Source organism: Hyalangium minutum, from assembly GCF_000737315.1.
Classification (GTDB): Bacteria; Myxococcota; Myxococcia; order Myxococcales; family Myxococcaceae; genus Hyalangium; species Hyalangium minutum.
Genome location: NZ_JMCB01000002.1, coordinates 296,527 through 311,874, shown reverse-complemented (window position 1 = coordinate 311,874; position 15,348 = coordinate 296,527). Strand labels below are relative to the sequence as shown.

At 68.4% G+C, this 15,348-nt stretch carries 11 protein-coding genes; 10 read left to right on the top strand and 1 reads right to left on the bottom strand.

From position 1 onward, the window contains the following. The first annotated feature begins 31 nt into the window (after positions 1-31). Positions 32-1,204, top strand: a complete 1,173-nt coding sequence (locus DB31_RS05015; protein ID WP_044183017.1) for a serine hydrolase domain-containing protein — start codon at positions 32-34, stop codon at positions 1,202-1,204. Positions 1,205-1,428: 224 nt separating this feature from the next. Here DB31_RS05015 and DB31_RS05010 read toward each other — a convergent pair whose 3' ends face one another. After that, a complete protein-coding gene (locus DB31_RS05010) occupies positions 1,429-2,292 on the bottom strand; it encodes an alpha/beta fold hydrolase (RefSeq protein WP_044183912.1) in 864 nt (287 codons plus the stop codon). A 29-nt stretch (positions 2,293-2,321) separates the two neighbouring features. On the opposite strand from DB31_RS05010, the gene DB31_RS05005 reads away from it, so the two are divergent. The 9 genes from DB31_RS05005 (at position 2,322) to DB31_RS04965 (ending at position 15,334) form a co-directional block, all read left to right on the top strand. Next, positions 2,322-2,750 (top strand): winged helix-turn-helix transcriptional regulator, encoded by a 429-nt coding sequence (locus DB31_RS05005; RefSeq protein WP_044183014.1) that lies wholly within the window; start codon positions 2,322-2,324, stop codon positions 2,748-2,750. Between the two features lie 685 nt (positions 2,751-3,435). After that, the gene (locus DB31_RS05000) at positions 3,436-7,035 is read left to right on the top strand and encodes a two-component regulator propeller domain-containing protein (RefSeq protein ID WP_157231833.1); all 3,600 of its coding nucleotides are present in this window, start codon (positions 3,436-3,438) and stop codon (positions 7,033-7,035) included. 78 nt (positions 7,036-7,113) lie between these two features. Beyond that, positions 7,114-8,355: a metallophosphoesterase gene (locus DB31_RS04995; RefSeq protein WP_044183011.1), complete on the top strand. Its 1,242-nt coding sequence runs from the start codon at positions 7,114-7,116 to the stop codon at positions 8,353-8,355. A 21-nt stretch (positions 8,356-8,376) separates the two neighbouring features. Continuing rightward, positions 8,377-9,015 carry a TetR/AcrR family transcriptional regulator gene (locus tag DB31_RS04990; RefSeq protein ID WP_044183008.1) on the top strand — a complete coding sequence of 213 codons (639 nt, stop codon included), beginning with the start codon at positions 8,377-8,379 and terminating at the stop codon, positions 9,013-9,015. A gap of 49 nt (positions 9,016-9,064) precedes the next feature. Next, complete coding sequence (locus DB31_RS04985; RefSeq protein ID WP_240486530.1) at positions 9,065-10,678, top strand: serine/threonine-protein kinase; 1,614 nt, start codon at positions 9,065-9,067, stop codon at positions 10,676-10,678. 52 nt (positions 10,679-10,730) lie between these two features. Beyond that, positions 10,731-12,032: an AHH domain-containing protein gene (locus DB31_RS04980; RefSeq protein ID WP_052419721.1), complete on the top strand. Its 1,302-nt coding sequence runs from the start codon at positions 10,731-10,733 to the stop codon at positions 12,030-12,032. Between the two features lie 15 nt (positions 12,033-12,047). Continuing rightward, positions 12,048-12,611, top strand: coding sequence for an imm11 family protein (locus tag DB31_RS04975; protein WP_044183002.1), 564 nt, complete (start codon positions 12,048-12,050; stop codon positions 12,609-12,611). An 80-nt stretch (positions 12,612-12,691) separates the two neighbouring features. Then, the gene (locus DB31_RS04970; protein ID WP_044182999.1) at positions 12,692-14,392 is read left to right on the top strand and encodes a membrane dipeptidase; all 1,701 of its coding nucleotides are present in this window, start codon (positions 12,692-12,694) and stop codon (positions 14,390-14,392) included. Between the two features lie 93 nt (positions 14,393-14,485). Then, on the top strand, positions 14,486-15,334 hold the full coding sequence (locus DB31_RS04965) for an ATP-grasp domain-containing protein (protein WP_044182996.1): 849 nt from the start codon (positions 14,486-14,488) through the stop codon (positions 15,332-15,334). The last annotated feature ends 14 nt before the right edge of the window (positions 15,335-15,348 follow it).

Genomic DNA, 15,348 nt, shown 5'->3' with positions numbered 1-15,348 from the left:
TCTCAGGTACATTCCGCTAAGAGAGGCCCCCATGAGCACCGTCTTCCCGCACGACCCGCTGGTGGCTGCCTCCTCGGTGGGCATGGAGGCAGAGCGGCTGGAGCGGGCGCTGGCGCTCTTCCGCTCGCAACAGGCCCGGGGCGTCTTTCCCGGAGGACAGCTCGTCGTGCGCCGGGGAGGCCACTGCGTCGCCCAGCTCGCGGTGGGGCTGGCCCGGGGGTTCCGGCAGGTGGAGCCCCCAGTCTCCGTGACGCTCCAGACGCGCTTCAATGTCTTCTCGGCGAGCAAGCCGCTGGTGGCGCTTGCCATCGCGCGGCTGGAGGAGGCGGGACAGGTGGAGCTCGCGGCACCGGTGGCGCGGTACTTCCCGGAGTTCGCGGCCCACGGCAAGGGCGCCATCACGCTGCTGGATGTCCTGACGCACCGGGGCGGAGTACTCCTGCCCGACTTCATCCACTCCTGGGAGCGGTGGGGAGACTGGGAGGCGGTGGTGGACGCCCTGGTGCGGGCCGTGCCGCGCTACCGCCGGGGGACGCTGGCCTATCACCCCCACGAGTTCGGGTGGATCCTCGCCGAGGTCGTCCGGCGCGTGACGGGGCAGCCCCTGCCGGCCTTCTGCGAGCGAGAGCTGCTCGCCCCCGCGGGCCTGAAGGGCCTGAGCTTCCAGGGGAGCGCCGCGGAGGCGTCACAGGTGGCCCACAGCTACTGGGTGGGCTCCCGCCCCATGCACGTGGGGCAGGTGGACGTCAGCGTCCAGCTCGAGCAGGCCTATAACTCCCCGCAGGTCCTGACGGCGCTCGTCCCCGGCGCGAGCCTCTGGACGAATGCGGCCCACCTCGCCGGGCTCTATGAGGTGCTCGTCCGGGGAGGCGTCACCCGGAGCGGAGAGCGGCTGTGGGCCGAGAGCACCGTGCGCGCCTATACCTCTCGAGCCGTCTTCGGCCTGGATCGCAGCAACCGGCTCCCGATCACCGCGGGCCGTGGGTTCCTGGTGGGCGCGCCCTGGCCCACCTTCTACGGGGCGTGGGGCACGAGCCCTTGCTTCGGCCACGCCGGCGCCTTCTGCACGCTGGGCTTCGGCGACCACTCGACGGGACTGGCGGTGGGCATCGTCACGAACGGGAACGCGGGCCCGGGAGACTTCCTGCGCCGCTTCCGCCCGCTCATCGGCGCCTTGAGGCGTGCCTGCGTGCACCCCACGTGACATGTACCGCGCGCGTAGGACCACCGTGAGAACGCCGGAGAGGAGCCCGGCATCCTTCAACAGCACCCACCGCACCCGGTGAGGAAAGGACAGCCTCCACTGCCGACACCCCGTCTGCCTTGAACGCGACCTCCTTTGGAATCAGCGCGGCGCTGGCGCGCGAGAGGATCGCGGCGCCGTATCTGGCCGAGGGGAGCTTCGTACGGCTGCACGCCCCGAAGCGCTCAGACGGCAGGGCTCTCCGCCAGGAATGGCCCGAGTTCGGCCAGCAGCGCGTCAGGCGCGTCGGCGGGGATGATGTGGCCGCAGCGCTCCAGGATGGCGCCGCGCAGGTCGGGTGCGACCGGGACGAGCTGGCGGTGCAGAGCGTCCCCGACGACGTTGCCGCCCAGCGCGAGGACGGGCATCCGGAGCGGGCCCTCGGCCACCGCCTCGGCGATGAGCGCCGCGTTGATGGGCATCGCACGGTAGTGCTGGAAGCCGCAGTGCAACGTGCGTGGGTCCTCGTAGGCGGCAACGAACGCGTCGCGCAGCGGCTTCGGCACACCGGAGAGGCCGTAGGTCCCGACCCGCAGGAACCAGTCGATGTATGCGCCCACGTTCCCAGCCAGGACGGTCTCGGGCAGGCCGGGGACGGCGTGGAAGCCAAACCACCACGGCGGTCCATTGGCGAGGAAGCGCTCGGCGCCGGGCAGGCGGCCCAGCAGCGACTCCATCACCACCAGGCGCTCCACGCGGTCACGGTGGCGGGCTGCGGTCATGAACGCAACCGGTGCGCCCAGGTCAATGCCGACGACTGCCGCGCGTTCGATTCCGAGTACATCCAGCAGCGCGACGGCATCGTCAGCCAGGGTGTGCAGATGATAGCCATCGTCGGGCTTGTCACTGGCACCCAGGCCGCGCAGGTCCGGAGCAATCACACGGTGTGTGGAGGCCAGGGTTGGCAGTACCGGACGCCACACCTCCCACGTATGGGGCCACCCATGCAGCAGCACCACGGCCGGGCCGTCGCCGGCAGTGGCGACATTGACGGAGATGCCGTTGGCGGAGACGCGGCGGATGTCGAGCAGGGGCTCGGAGACGCTCATGAACTCTCCCATGGGTTACCATCGGGTGCATGGTCACCGTAAGAAACCGCCTCCCCCGCCACAAGACGGCACCTCCAGGTAACGCCCCCGCCCGTCGCGGCAACCTGTTCAGCCCCTCATGCCCGACACGGCGCCTGCTAGACCGCATCGGCGACAAATGGACGTCGATGCTCGTCCGCGCGCTCGCGAACGCGGGAGGCGAGGTGCGCTTCGCCGAGCTGCAGCGCCGCGCACCTGGCATCTCTCGCAAGATGCTGGCCCAGACGCTGCGCGAGCTCGAGTACGACGGTCTCGTTGCACGACGTGTCGAGCCGACCATCCCCCCAGCGGTGCACTACTCGCTCACCGAGCTGGGCCGCACGCTCATCGCGCCCCTGGATGCCCTGCGAGAGTGGGCTGAGACGCACATGGTGACCGTCGACGAACACCGCAAGCGGATCAGTGCACCGCTCGTCTGACGTGGGGACGGGCCTGGGTGCGCGAGCTGATCAGGCGGCGGTGGAGCGTCCCCTGGAATACGCCGGGCGACTGTTCGGAGTGCCCGAAGCGGTGGGTTCTGGTACGAGGGGCGGAGCCAGCGGCTCATTCCTTGGGCTGGCCGCTTGCGTCGACGGGCTGGCTGTAACCTCAAGCTCTTTCCGGCAGGAGCCAACCCGGAGGTGCTGCGTGTCGCGTGGGTGGGTGGTGCTGCTGTGCATGGTGCTGGTGGGGTGTAGCGGCACGGCTCCGAGCGTCCGAGACGCCCCGGAGCAGCCTCAGCGCTGTGTCTATGTTCCGCACCGTGACAGTGCAGCCGGGGCGCACAAGGAGGCAGTGGAGGCGCCGAGAGCGGGGATGCGGGGGGTGTTGGTGGCGGCGCCGGTGGGTGCTGCTCCCTTGGAGCCGCTTGCCCCACGTTCGGCACCTCCCCTGGAGGGGCTGTCCGGCGAAGGCCTGGGAGATGGCGTCCCCCCGCGTTGACCACTGAGCAGCGAGTCATCCGGACTTCACTGGGGACTCCAAGTTCTTGGAGCCCAGACGAGGCCCCCACCTTTCTCCGAAGTGCGTCCCCCGCTACGGTGCCCCCCGCAAGGTCACCGCATGCCCCCCGCTTGCCATCCCTCTTCCCAAGCGCCGCTCCCCCGTCCATCGTCTGGCCGGCGCATGCGGTCTGTCCTCGTCATGGGGATGCTCCTGGGGCTGCTCGCAAGCTCCTCCAATGCGTGGGCGCTGGAGCCCACCAAGAACCTGCTCCAGTTCCCTCACCGCGTCTGGCAGACCCAGGACGGCCTGCCCCAGAACGCCATCGAGACCCTGGCGCAAACCCCGGATGGCTACCTTTGGGGCGGCACCTGGGAGGGGCTCGTCCGCTTCGACGGTGTGCGCTTCACCGTCTTCGACTTCATCAACACGCCCGAGCTCCAGGCCCGCTCCATCCGCAGCCTCGCCACGGACTCCGCCGGTACGCTCTGGATCGGCACCGACGCGGGGCTCTCCCGCATGAGCGGCAGCACCTTCTCCCGCGTCGAGGCGCCCCCCGCGCTCGCCCTGCGCAACATTGAAGCCATCAGGCCCACGCGGGATGGCGCCGTGTGGATCGCCACCGAGGGCCACGGGCTCGCACGGTACTTCAAGGGCCAATTCCAGAGCTGGACCACCGACACCGGGCTGGCCACCAACCGGGTGAGCGCGCTCGCCGAAGATGCGGCGGGCACCCTCTGGATCGGCACCACCGGCGGCCTGCAGCGCTGGGATGGCACGGCCCTCCACGACGGCCCGCCCTTCGACAAAGAGCAGGTGGCCGTGCTCTCCCTGGCGCTCGATCAAGGCGGCGTGCTCTGGGCGGGCACCGGGGACGGCACCGTGTACCAGCTGCGCGAGGGGCGCATGCGGCCCGTGCCCGAGGCGAGCCTGCCCGGAGCCCCCATCGAGACCCTCTACGTGGACCGGCTGAACACGCTGTGGGTGGGGAGCTCGGGCCGGGGCATGCTGCGACTGGCGCGGGGCCAGCGCTTCACCATGGACGGCCCCCAGGGTCTGCAGAGCAACACCGTGTTCTCCTTCCTCGAGGACCACGAGGGCGGCCTCTGGGTCGGCGCCGCGGAGGGCGGGCTGCATCGCTTCAAGGACGCGCCGCTCACCCCGGTGGGGGCTCCCGAGGGACTCCCGCACGACTTCATCATCTCCATCCACGAGGCGCGGGACGGGAGTCTGTGGTTCGCCAGCCTCGACAGCGGCGTGACGCGCTGGCACGACGGGAAGACGAGCACGTGGACGACGCGGGAGGGGCTCATCCACAACCGCGCGCGCTCCATTGCCGAGGCCCCGGACGGCAGCCTCTGGTTCAGCACGCAGATCGGCTTGAGCCACTGGCAGAACGGACGCATTACCACCTCGCTGGGCACGGCCGAGGGCCTGCCTCCGGGGTTGATCCGCCTCGTGTTCGTCGACCGCGAAGGGACGCTCTGGGCCGGCACCCAGGAAGGGCTGGCGCGTTGGAACGGAGAGCGCTTCGAGCTCTTCACGCGCAAGCACGGGCTGCCCGGCAACGCCATCACCCTGCTCAAGGAGCGGCCTGCCGGCGGGTTCTGGGTGGGCACTGGCGAGGGAGGACTGGCCTACTTCATCCACGGCCGCCCGGTGCTCGTGGCCGCCGAGGGCCAGCCGATGTTCAGCGAGGTGCAGGCGCTCCACGAGGAGGCCAACGGCACGCTCTGGCTCGGCACCGATGAGGGGCTCTACCGGTGGAGGGCCGGGACCTTCCAGCGCCTGGCCCGCGATCAGGGCCTGTTCGACGAGCGCATCTTCCAGATCCTTCCAGACGGCCAGGGCCACCTGCTCTTCAGCTGCAACAAGGGCATCTTCCGCGTGCTCCAGAAGGAGCTGGAGGCCGTGGCCGACGGCCAGCTCGCCCGCGTCACCTCCCGCGTGTACGCCGCGGAGGATGGGATGCGCGCCGAGGAGTGCAATGGACTGGGAGCCCCCGCGGGCATCGTGACGCGCGACGGCCTGTTGTGGTTCCCCACCATCCGCGGGGCCGTCATTTATGATCCCAAAGACCGGGAGGAGCATCGAGCCCAGCCACTCCCCCAGGTGCTCTTAGAGGAGCTGCGCGTGGACAGCCAGCCGGTGCCTCGGGCCCGCTGGGCGAGCATCCCCGTGGGCGAGGGCCGCGTGGATCTGCGCTACACCGCCCCAAGCCTGCTGAGCCCACAGCGGCTGCGCTTCCGCTTCCGGCTCGAGGGAGTGGACAAGGACTGGGTGAGCGACGGGGACGAGCGCATGGCGCACTACACGCACCTGGAGCCGGGGAACTACCACTTCCGGGTGCGCGTGGAGTCCGTGGACGGAGAGGCCGCGCCCTCCGAGGCGACGCTGAGCTTCTACCTGGAGCCCCGCTTCTACCAAACGTGGGCGTTCCGTATGGCGTGCGTGCTGGCGGCCCTGCTGGCGGTGGCGGGCCTGGGATGGCTGCGCGTGCTCAGGGTGCACAGGCGCGAGCAAGAGCTTCAAGCCCGCGTGGACCAACGCACCGCCGAGCTGGCCTCCGTCAACGCCAACTTGCAGGCCCGCGTCCAGGAGCTGCAAGCCACGCGCGAGCGGCTCATCCACGCGGAGAAGATGGCGGCGGTGGGCACCCTGGCCGCGGGCGTGGGGCACGAGATCAACAACCCGCTGGCCTTCATCATCTCCAACCTCCACTACGCCGCCACCGAGGTCCGGGGGGCGCGGCAGGAGGGCGGCCAGCAACAATGGGGCGAGGTGGAGCAGGCGCTCAACGAGGCATTGCAGGGCGCGGATCGGGTGCGGCGCATCGTGCAGGACCTGCGGACGTTCTCCCGCATGCAGCCCGAGCGGCTGAAGCGGGTGGACGTGCACGCCGTGCTGGAGCTGGCGCTCTCGTTCGCGGACGCGGAGATCCGCCACCGCGCCCGGCTGGTGAAGGACTACGGCGAGCCCATCCAGGTGCTCGGGGACGAGACCCGGCTGGGCCAGGTGTTCCTCAACCTGCTGGTCAACGCCGCCCAGGCCATCCCCGAGGGCCACGCGGACCGGAACGAGATTTACCTCACCACGCGCAAGGACCAGCAGGGCCACCTTCGCGTGGTGGTGCGCGACACCGGCACGGGCATTCCTCCGGACGTGCTGCCGCGCATCTTCGAGCCCTTCTTCACCACCAAGCCGGTGGGAGTGGGCACGGGGCTCGGGCTGTCCATCTGCCACTCCTATGTGCAGAACATGGGCGGAGACATCCACGTGCACAGCGAGCTGGGCAAGGGCACCACGTTCGAGGTGGTGCTGCCCCCGGCCCCCGCGCATCCCTCGGGGGAGCACTCCGCGATCAGCGGCATCACCCGCCTCCCCGAGGCCCGGGGCCGGCTGCTGATCATCGATGACGAGCCGCTGCTCATCACGGCCCTCTCCCGCACGCTGGCGTCCGAGCACGAGGTGGTGGCGTTCACCAACGCGCGTGAGGCGCTGGAGCGGCTGCGCTCCGGGGAGCGCTATGCGCTCATCCTGTGTGACTTGATGATGCCGGAGATGACGGGGATGGAGCTGCACGCCACGCTCGCCCAGGAGGCCCCCGGGCAGGCCGAGCGCATGGTGTTCCTCACCGGCGGTGCCTTCACCGAGGCGGCCCAGGCGTTCCTGGAGACCACGCAGCTGCCCTGGCTGGAGAAGCCCTTCGAGCCCGAGAGGCTCCGCAAGCGCCTGCGCACGCTCCTGTCGGACCAGGACCAGCCCCCCTCCATGCCCACCTGAGCGGGTTCGCCGCCGCTTTACGCTTCTTCACATGCAGTTCCGGTTGCGGTGTGCGAAGTCGCGGTAAGTATTGGGCCCATGCCCGCCGCCGCCATCCTGCGTTACCTCCTCTTCTTCAGCATCATGGGCACCCTCTCGGTGGGGGCCCACGTCTACCTGTACCGGCGCATCTTCCGAGACACGTCCGGGCACCCGGGCTGGCGCAAGGCGGGCGTGGTGGCCATGGCGGCGATGTGCTTGCTCATGCTGGGCTCGCGGATGCTCACGTTCGTGCTCCCCGAGGACCTCGCGAGCGCCCTGGCCACCGTGGGCTGGGCCTGGATGGGCACCGCCGTCTACCTGATGCTGGCCTTCTGGGTGCTCGGCGGCGTGCGGGTGGTGCACGCGTGGATCCAGCGCTGGCGCTCGTCGACAGCCGCCCCTGCCGCCACCGCCACGACTCCCTCCCCTGCTCCCGCCGAGGCCCCCGCGCACACCCTCGTGTCTCCGGAGCGGCGCCAGTTCCTCGCCCGGGCCACTGCGGGAGGCGCCCTGCTCGCTACCTCCGGCGTCGTGGGATACGGCACCTGGCGTGCCTTCCACCAGCCGGCCGTCAACCGCATCGCGGTCCGGCTGCCGGGGCTGCCCAAGGCGCTCGATGGCTTCACGTTGGTGCAGCTCAGCGACGTCCACGTGGGCCCCGTCATCCAGCGCCGCTTCATGGACGCTGTCGTCGCGCAGTGCAACGCGCTCAAGCCGGACCTGATGGTCATCACTGGAGACTTGGTGGACGGCAGCGTGTCCGAGCTGGGCCACTCGGTGGCGGCCCTCGCCAACCTGCGCAGCCGCCACGGCACCTTCTTCGTCACCGGCAACCACGAGTACTACTCCGGCGACGAAGAGTGGACCGACGCGCTGGAGCGCATGGGCATCGGCGTGTTGCGCAACCGTTACGTGCGCATCGGCGAGCCGAGTGCCTCCTTTGATCTGGTCGGCGTGGATGACTGGGGCGCGGCCCGCTCGGGCTATGACAAGCGCTACGATTTGGCTCAGGCCGTGGCGGGGAGAGACCCAGAGCGTCCCTCGGTGCTCCTGGCGCACCAGCCCGCCAACTGGCGCGAGGCCGCGAAGGCGGGCATCGGCCTTCAGCTCTCCGGACACACGCATGGGGGGCAGTTCTTCCCCTTCAACCTGGCCATTTCCGCCATCTGGGAGTTCGACGCGGGCCATTTCCAGGAGAATGGGCGCCACCTCTATGTCAGCCGGGGAACCGGTTTCTGGGGTCCCCCCGTGCGCGTGGCGGCGCCTCCCGAGATTGTCCACGTGACGCTGCTCTCGTGACGTATGTAGGATGCCCTGACCATGGGCAAGGAACCTGCGAAGCGGGAGATCAAGCAAGAGCGCGCAGCACGCACCCGGGTGGAGATTCTCGAAGCAGCCATCACCCTCTTCGCGCGGCGGGGCTTCCTGGCAACAACGATGGCGGAGCTGGCCAAGGCCATCCGCATGACACCCGGCGCCCTCTACTGGCACTTCCCCACCAAGGAAGATCTGCTCCTGGCGGCCATCGACGAGCTGCATGAGCGCTACCTCAAGGAGTTCGTGGACCTGCTCGCCGAGCAGCGCTCCCTGCCCGCGCGCGAGCAGATCATCCGCTTCATGAACCGCACCTCGCAGTTCCTGCGCTACCACCGCGAGCACGGCATCTTCTTTGGCATGGTGGCCGCCGAGTCCGCCGAGTCCAACGAGCGCGTGGCCGAGGCCCTGCGCGAGAAGCTGAACATCTACGTCCACGTGCTGGCCGGCATCATCCGCTACGGGCAGAAGAAGCAGGAGTTCCGCACGGACCTGGAGCCAATCCAGACCGCTCACGCCATGATGGGCAGCTACATCGGCCTGCTCACCTACCAGAACCTGTTCCGCGCCACGGTGACGTACGATCCCGTCGTGGCCGCCCTGGACACGCTCCTGGTCAATGGCTTCAACCCGCCCAAGGAGTAGGCGCCCCCCTCCCGCCAAACCCCTGTTCGCACTATGGTTTGGTCCGATCATGACCACGCCCGCGTCCGCAGTCTCCCGCTTCCTCGAGAACCACATGCGCCGGGATGCCCAGGCGCGAGAGACGTCCGTCGCGGGCTACATGGCGGGGTTGGCGGCGGGGTGCCTGGTGGCGGTGGGAGCGCTGGGCCCGTACATGGGCTGGGGGCTGACGAAGGCGCTGCTGTCGCTGGTGGGCGTGCTGTGCGTCTACTACACCATCATCTGGCGGGCGCTTCGGGCCGGCTGGTTCCACCCGGCGATCCACTGGCTGAACGTGGCCATCGAGGTGAGCATCCCGTCGGTGGTGCTGGCGTTCGACTTGCGGTTCCAGGGCGCGGCGTACGCGCTCACGGCGCCCACACTGGTCATCTGGGGCACGCTGGTGGTGCTGGCAGCGCTGAGAACCCAGCCGTTGCTGGCGTTGGTGGCGGGGGCGCTGGCGGCCGTCGAGTACCTGGTGCTGTATTTCTTCTTCGTGATGCCGCTGCTGCCGGAGGAGCCGCTGCTCACGCTGAAGCCGCCGTTCATCATGATGCGCTCGGTGTTCCTGCTGAGCTCAGGAGTGGCGACGGCGATCCTGGCGCGGCACTTCATGCGGAAGACGGAGCAGGCGCTCGCGGCGCTGCGGGAGCAAGAGGTGATGGGCAAGTACATGCTGCACGAGCGGATTGGCTCGGGCGGTATGGCGGAGGTGTACCGGGCGACGTACAGCCCGGAGGGTGGCTTCGAGAAGCAGGTGGCGCTGAAGCGCATTCTGCCGTCGTACGCGGATGACGCGGAGTTCGTGTCGTTGTTCCGGCGGGAGGCGGAGCTGTGCTCGACGCTGCACCACCCGAACATCGTGCAGGTGTTCGACTTGGGGCGGCACGGGAACACGTACTTCCTGGCGATGGAGTTCGTGGATGGGCTGCCGCTGAGCACGGTGCTGCGAGGGTTGAACTGGCAGGGGCTGCCGGTGAGCGCGGTGACATTCCTGGGAGCGGAGCTGGCGGCGGCGCTGGACTACCTGCACCGGCGCACGGGGAAGTACGGCGAGCCGCTGCACTTGATCCACCGGGATGTGAACCCGCCGAACGTGCTGATCTCTCGGGGCGGCGAGGTGAAGCTGTCGGACTTCGGCATCGCTCGGGATACGGCGCGGGCGCAGCTGACGGTGGCGGGGAACATTCGCGGCAAGCTGGGGTACATGTCGCCGGAGCAGGCGTACGGCAAGCCGATCGACGGACGGACGGACCTGTTCGCGCTGGGCCTCACGCTGCACGAGGCGCTCACGGGCCAGCGGCTGCTGCTGGGGCAGGACGAGGCCGGGCTGATGATGGCGGCGGTGTCCCAGGAGCTGCTGCCCCCCTCGCACGTGCGCCCCGACGTGCCGCCGGAGCTGGACGCGGTGGTGATGGGGCTGCTGGATCGGGACATGAACAAGCGCACACCCACGGGGGAGGAGGTGCGGCACCAGCTGCTGGCACTGACGGGCGAGGCGGCACCCTACCCGCAGGGGCAGCTGACGCTGGCGCGGGCAACCCAGGTGGCCATGGCCCACGTGCAGCAGCACCACTCTGGCTCGCTGTCGGGTCCGCACTCCTCACCCAGCGCGTCGGGACAAGTGCTGGTGCGCTCGGGGTGAGAAGAGGCCTGCCCATCTGGCATAACTGAGAAGTCGGGCATGATGCCTGGATATGAAGCAGCTCTCCTGCCTGCTGCGCCCATTGTGGGTCTTGTGCCTCGCAGCCACCACTTCTTGTGCAACAGCCCAGGCTGACAGGTCACCGGGCGAGGATCGTCAGGCACGGCCCACTGTTCTCCAGCTCATTCGCTTAGCGGATGATCAGTTCCAGTTGGACTTCGAGCCTGTGCTGCTCGATCCAGCGCACGCAATTCTTCAGGGGGAGGATGCACGCGCTCTTCTCACTGCCTTCAATGCGTCCTTCCCGGAAGCACCGCCGTTCGAGGTCATCCCCGTCCTGGCATCACCGGGAGGTAGGACCGCTCCTTGGGAATTGCGCTTGCGTGCGGAATTCCTCGCCCGTTACGGCCCAGGGCTGTTGCCCATACCGGACTCTATCGAGCGCAGCCCTCTCTTCATGGCCCTCCGGCTGTCTCCTCGCTACATGGCTCCGGGCTTCCGTGACGCCGCTCGCGAGATGTTCCGCTCTCCCCTCTTCCTCGCGAGCGTCACTCTCTCCATCATCGTTTACTTCTCCGCCTGGATGTTGCCCGAGCCCCTCTTCTCCAAGGCTTTCGCCGCGACGTTGACGGCTCGGCTGGCGCTTGCGGTGGGGTTGCTCGAGCTTCGCAACGTCGCATTGGCGTGCTTGCAACTGTACCGGGAGGCCCAGGCAGCCAAGACCCTGAAGGAGCTTGAAGCCATCGCCGAGCGCTTCGGCCGTGCCCTCGGAGGTACTGCGCTTCGCGTGCTGGTGATGGTCGCCAGTTACGGGGTGGCCAAGGCTTTGCCCAATGTGCCCCCTGGCGGTCTGGGCCCACTGCTAAATCCTCCTCGCTTTGCCATGGCGGGAGGAGGCGTCGTCCAATCTGCATCCACGGCCCATGTGGTGGCAGACGGCACCCTGGCCATCGCTGGAGCGGCCTTGGGGACGGCTGCATCCGGCGTGGGCAGAGCCTGCAGCGATGGCTCTCAGAAGAAGGACGGCCACCAGTGGCACCACCTGGCCACGGACAAGAACGAAGCTTCAGCCACGAGGGGCGGCCCATGGACGCCACTGTTTCAGCGGATCTTTGCCAGAGCAGGCATGGACCTCAACGACCCGGCAAACCTCGTTTACCTCGCAGGCCATCAGGGTCCCCATCCCGCCGCGTATCACGAAGCCGTTTACCGCACGCTGCTCAACGCGATCGCACGTTGCAGCTCCGTTTCGGAGTGTAGAAGCAAGCTGGTGACAGCTCTCGAGGGTCTCGCTCGGGATGTGTGTACCCCAGGCTCACGGCTTCATCAGCTTGCGACGAAACCTTTCGAGTGACGAAAGAGCGCAAACATGCCCAGGTACTACGAACTTCTGGACGACAGGCGCTCACACACGCGCTGGCACCTTGGCACTCCTCTGGATCCGCAGGGACAAGAACTCGACCCGTGGCAATTTTTTGATGGCCGCGCCCTGGAACTGGGCTGTGTGCCCCGATTCCCTCTCGACGTACCGGGAGACCCCTTGGAGTTTTGCTGGGCTGCCTTCAGTGTTCCTGTGGTTCATGAACGCTTCGTGCAGATCTTCCAACGGCTGAGCGTTCGGGACGTGCAGTTCATCCGTGCGGAGGTGGATAACCATCCAGAGCCCTACTTCATCCTGAACACCCTGCGCATCATCCGATGCGTCGATGACGCTCGGAGTGAAGAGGTCCAATACTGGAAGCCCGAGGACGGTCAGCCGGAAAAACTCGGCACGTACCGCTACATCCACGGCCTGCGCATCGACGCGTCCAAGGTGGACCACGCCCGCATCTTCCGCACTTGGGGATGGGACATCGCCCTCATCCTCTCCGAAGATCTCAAGCAGGCCATCGAAGCTGCGGGCATCACCGGCACTCGCTTCGTTGAGGTCTGACTACGCCCTTACGTACGGCTGGCGTGGGTGGGACCGTCCGGGCATGCTGGAGCCTCTCGCAGCCGGCCCAGGAGCTTCCCATGCCCTCTCCCGTGTTCGGATTCGCCGATCTGCACTGCCACACCACAGCGCACCTCGGCTTCGGTGGGCACCTGTTCGCCGGCTTCCCGGACGGCAAGATTGAACAGGCACTCGCCCGCTGTGACATCCACCTGCATGGGCCCTTAGGGCTCGGCCAGTTCGGGAAGAAGGGGTCGCTCATCACGGCCTTCATCGAAGGCGGCCTCGGCCATGGCCCCTGCGGTCATGACTCGTACGCCGACTGGCCCAAGTTCACCACCATGGTCCACCAGCAGATCTTCGTGGACTGGCTCAAGCGCGCCCATGAGGGAGGCCTGCGCCTGCTGTGCAGCGTGGCCGTCAACAACGAGCTCCTCGCCGACCAGACGAAGCACCCCGAGAAGGACGAGACCTCCATCGAGAAGCAGATGCGCGAGCTGCGCCGCTTCACCGAACTCCACTCCGACTGGATGGGACTGGCCCTCAGCGCCTCCCAGGCCCGCCAGCTCATCCAGGCCGGCAAGCTCGCCGTCGTCGCGGGCGTGGAGGTGGACTCGCTCGACAGCATCCTCGGCGACCGCGCAGCGCTCAACAAGAAGCCCCTCGACGCCGCCCAACTGCCCCGCATCCTCCAGTGGCTCCGCGACCAGGGCTTCCGGATGATCACCCCGCTGCACCTGGCCAACAACAGCTTCGGCGGCGCCGCCGTCTACGACGACAAGTTCAACCTGCTGAACCACTTCCTGCGCGGCGAGTTCCACCGCGTGGAGGGCAACTCCACCGTCAGCTTCCGGCTGGGGCAAGACCTGGACACGCAGACCAAGGCCTCCATCATCTTCTATGAGGTGTCCCAGCGCGCTCACTACCCCCAGGGCTACGCGCTCAACGCGCCGGGCAAGGGCCACGTCAACCAGTTCGGACTCTCCGCCACCGGCAAGGCCTTCCTGCGCGCGGCCATGAACCACGGCTTCATCCTCGACGTGGAGCACATGTCCGAGCGCTGCACCAATGACGCGCTCTCGCTCGCCGAGCAGTCCCGCTACCCCGTGGTCGCCTCGCACTGCGCCTTCCGCGAGCAGGCCCTGGACTCCGAGGAGACCAGCCTCAAGCACAAGCGCGCCAACGAATACATGAAGACGCGCGAGCAGGTGCGCCGCATCCTCGCGCTCGGCGGACTGCTGGCCCCCATCACCAACCAGCACGAGCTCAAGGACTTCCCCGGCAGCACCGTGGCCAATGACTGCGCGCGCTCGTCCAAGACGTGGGCCCAGTCCTACCAGTACGCCCTCTCCGTGCTGCGCGAGGTGGGCTCCGGCGGCGTGGCCGTGGGCACCGACTTCAACGGCCTCAACCAGCAGCCCGGCCCGCGCTACGGCCCCCATGCCGCCTTCGGGCTCGAGGGCGACAAGAAGCGCATCAAGCGGCGGCCCGTGCAGCAGCAGCTCCAGCGCAACCACCCGCCCCTGCCCTACTCGGGCACCATGTACCGCACGGAGGTGCCCTTCACACAGTCTCGCGCTGGCACCCGCACCTTCGACTTCAACACGGATGGGCTCGCGCACATCGGCCTGCTGCCGGACTTCCTCAAGGATCTCCTCCACGTGGGCATGACGGACGCGCAGCTGGACCCGCTCTTCTCCTCGGCCGAGGCCTTCCTGCGCATGTGGGAGGACTGCGAGGCCCGAGGCGCCGCGCTCACCTCTGGCGAACCCGTGAGTTGAGCCCTCCCACTCGCACCCCCCGTGGGTGGACAGCTCCCTCGGCCGGATGATGAAGAGGCGCCCTTCCCTCGCCGAGCCTTGGAGACCCATCTCTTGGACGTCGCCATCGTCACCTACTCCGGTCTGCCGCAGCTCGACGCCTACGATGCGCCCCTCCTCTCTGCCCTCACCGCGCTGGGGCTCGACGCGCGCCCGTGCATCTGGGACGACCCCGCCATGGACTGGCGCACCCCTCAGGTCGCGGTGATTCGCACCACCTGGGACAGCCACCTGCGCCGGGACGCTTTCGTCGCCTGGGCCTCCAAGGCGGGCAAGCTCACCCGCCTCCACAACCCGCCGGACATCCTCCGCTGGAACACGCACAAGGCCTACCTGCGCGAGCTGGAGGCGAAGGGCATCCCCTTCACTCCCACTGTCTGGGTTCCGCACCGGGGCACCGTGTCACTCGACTCCGTGATGCGCGAGCGAGGCTGGGACACCGTGGTGCTCAAGCCCACGGTCTCCGCTGGGGCGCTGAAGACCTACCGCTTCCACCGCTCCGAGCTCGAGGCCGCCCAGCCCATGCTGGACCAGCTGGCCGCCGAAGGCGAGGTGATGGTGCAGCCCTACCTCACCCGCTTCGAGACCGAGGGCGAGCGCGCCTACCTCTTCTTCGACGGCGCCTTCAGCCATGCCGTGCGCCGGCCACCGGGACTCAAGGAGTCGCCCCGGGGCTTCCCGCAGCCCCACCTCTTCGAGCCCATCCCCGAAGAGCTGCGGCTGGCCGAGGACGTGCTTGCCGCCGTGGGCCAGCCCCTGCTCTACGCCCGCGTGGATGTAGCCACCGACAACGAGGGCTGCACCCGCCTCCAAGAGCTCGAGGCCACCGAGCCCAGTCTCTTCCTCAGCTTGGATCCCTCGGCCCCCGAGCGCCTTGCCCATGCCATTGCTCGCAAGCTATAGCTTTGTGCGGTTCC

Bases quoted from the DNA above. Each gene is read 5' to 3' on its own strand.
- DB31_RS05015 (WP_044183017.1), top strand. From the start codon at position 32: ATGAGCACCGTCTTCCCGCACGACCCGCTGGTGGCTGCCTCCTCGGTG.
- DB31_RS05010 (WP_044183912.1), bottom strand. From the start codon at position 2,292: ATGAGCGTCTCCGAGCCCCTGCTCGACATCCGCCGCGTCTCCGCCAAC.
- DB31_RS05005 (WP_044183014.1), top strand. From the start codon at position 2,322: ATGGTCACCGTAAGAAACCGCCTCCCCCGCCACAAGACGGCACCTCCA.
- DB31_RS05000 (WP_157231833.1), top strand. From the start codon at position 3,436: ATGCGGTCTGTCCTCGTCATGGGGATGCTCCTGGGGCTGCTCGCAAGC.
- DB31_RS04995 (WP_044183011.1), top strand. From the start codon at position 7,114: ATGCCCGCCGCCGCCATCCTGCGTTACCTCCTCTTCTTCAGCATCATG.
- DB31_RS04990 (WP_044183008.1), top strand. From the start codon at position 8,377: ATGGGCAAGGAACCTGCGAAGCGGGAGATCAAGCAAGAGCGCGCAGCA.
- DB31_RS04985 (WP_240486530.1), top strand. From the start codon at position 9,065: ATGACCACGCCCGCGTCCGCAGTCTCCCGCTTCCTCGAGAACCACATG.
- DB31_RS04980 (WP_052419721.1), top strand. From the start codon at position 10,731: ATGAAGCAGCTCTCCTGCCTGCTGCGCCCATTGTGGGTCTTGTGCCTC.
- DB31_RS04975 (WP_044183002.1), top strand. From the start codon at position 12,048: ATGCCCAGGTACTACGAACTTCTGGACGACAGGCGCTCACACACGCGC.
- DB31_RS04970 (WP_044182999.1), top strand. From the start codon at position 12,692: ATGCCCTCTCCCGTGTTCGGATTCGCCGATCTGCACTGCCACACCACA.